At 64.0% G+C, this 1,174-nt stretch carries 2 protein-coding genes; both read right to left on the minus strand.

Annotated elements, in window-relative coordinates; translation table 11 throughout:
• Nucleotides 1-209: 209 nt before the first annotated feature.
• Nucleotides 210-527 carry a hypothetical protein gene (locus tag AB0F18_RS39300; protein WP_362070367.1) on the minus strand — a complete coding sequence of 106 codons (318 nt, stop codon included), beginning with the start codon at nt 525-527 and terminating at the stop codon, nt 210-212.
• Nucleotides 528-652: 125 nt separating this feature from the next.
• Nucleotides 653-961 (minus strand): hypothetical protein, encoded by a 309-nt coding sequence (locus AB0F18_RS39305; protein ID WP_362070364.1) that lies wholly within the window; start codon nt 959-961, stop codon nt 653-655.
• Nucleotides 962-1,174: the final 213 nt, after the last annotated feature.

The raw sequence follows: 1,174 nt of genomic DNA on the forward strand, positions 1-1,174 counted from the left end.
CTACGAACGCAAAGCCGACCACTTCCTCGCCTTCACCAGCATCGCCTGCACCCTCATCTGCTACCGAAGACTGGCCAAATGAGATGACGTCTTAACTCGATACAGGAGAACCCGGACTGCCCGGCTGACCACCTCCCAGCGCTGAAGCACTCACCGGCCCCGCTCCAGGCGGGGCCGGTCAGTCTTCAGCGGCCACCAGGCCAAGCCAGCTACCGTTCAGGCCCACCGTCCTGGGCCGGGCACTGCCAGTCAGCCGCATCGATTGCATCGCCAGCCATGTCACTGAGGTGGAAGCAGTTGCCGTTGGCCCATACCGTGACCGAGTCCCGCCGATGGTCGACCTGGAATGGCTCGTCCCCACGCAGCGTTCCGGACCAGGAACCGTCTTCCGCCGGCGAGTGGGTGACAACGACGCAGGTCTGCCCTGGCAGGAGTTGGTAGGCATCTGCCCATGGCTCCACGGTCAGCTCCAGCGGCGCTTCGCCGTCATTCCTGACCAGCAGCCGTGCGGTTCCCCCAGCGAACATCTCAAGCACCTCTCGTTGCCCCGCAGGCGACCGCCATGCGCCCCCGAGGATGGACCCGTCCCCGCCTCGACTACTGTCCTGGGCCACTCATGACCGCAGAGCCTCTCCTTGCGGGTCGTAGCAGATCAGCCCGTACTCGCGCGCCAGCGAAGCGGCGTACTCGGAGACCTCTTCGGCGCGGACGTAGGACATGAGTAGGTCACGATCGGTCCCGAGGCTTCATCGATGACCGGAGGAGATGCCCATGGACTGTCACGGCCATCCTCCGGATAGCGCTCGATCAAGGCGTTCACATAGGCATCGATGCGCGGCGAGAGCGGCACAGCCGCCTCCTCCGATTCGAGGTAGCGCTCGAACAACTCATCGAAGGCCAAGCCCGCCGCCTCGTCATCGAGCGGCTGCTCACCGTCCCACACAGCAAGGTCGTAACTCACGACCAAATGATCGCAGAGGTGGTGGTGGGATGAGTCGGCACCTCGGGTGCCGGCTGACACCGCCCACGTGCGGCGGCTTCAACGCCCTGCCCGAGTGCACAAACCTTGATCGTTTCTTACTGATCATTTCAGAATGAGGTTCGTAGGCGGCGAAGGCATATGAGGCTGCAGGCCAGTTCGAGCAGGCCCTGATGGAGATCTGCGCGCCGTTCG

This window comes from Streptomyces sp. NPDC029216 (assembly GCF_040648015.1).
GTDB lineage: Bacteria > Actinomycetota > Actinomycetes > Streptomycetales > Streptomycetaceae > Streptomyces.

Bases quoted from the DNA above. Each gene is read 5' to 3' on its own strand.
- AB0F18_RS39300 (WP_362070367.1), bottom strand. From the start codon at position 527: ATGTTCGCTGGGGGAACCGCACGGCTGCTGGTCAGGAATGACGGCGAA.